This window comes from Alitiscatomonas aceti (genome assembly GCF_025567195.1).
Lineage (GTDB): Bacteria > Bacillota > Clostridia > Lachnospirales > Lachnospiraceae > Alitiscatomonas > Alitiscatomonas aceti.
Genome location: NZ_JAOQJF010000093.1, coordinates 1 through 464, shown reverse-complemented (window position 1 = coordinate 464; position 464 = coordinate 1). Strand labels below are relative to the sequence as shown.

Sequence of the window (464 nt, the reverse complement as noted above, 5' to 3'; positions counted from 1 at the left end):
TTCGACCTTGCGTTCATCATCTGCACCACCATCTCGCACATCCGCTTGGACGCCCCCATGATGTTGGTGGGGTTCACGGCCTTGTCCGTGGAGATCAGCACAAAACGCTTAGTACCATACTTGTCCGCCGCTTTCGCCGTCTTATATGTACCGAACACGTTGTTCTTGATGGCCTCGTTGGGGCTGTCCTCCATGAGGGGCACATGCTTGTGGGCCGCCGCATGGTACACGATGTCGGGACGGTATTTCTCAAACACCGTCTCGATCCGGTGGGTGTTCCGGACGGAGCCGATGAGCACCACCAGGTCCAGGTCCGGATACTTTTCCTTAAGCTCCAGCTGGATGTCGTAGGCGTTGTTCTCGTAGATATCAAAGATAATTAACTGCTTCGGGTTATGGCTTGCCACCTGGCGGCACAGCTCGCTTCCGATGGAGCCGCCTCCCCCGGTCACTAAGACCACCTT

General features: G+C 56.2%; 1 protein-coding gene. It reads right to left on the bottom strand.

What is annotated here, in order from left to right; genetic code table 11:
- The coding region (locus OCV69_RS16645; protein ID WP_158360326.1) for an SDR family NAD(P)-dependent oxidoreductase at positions 1-464 on the bottom strand (464 nt) is incomplete at both ends.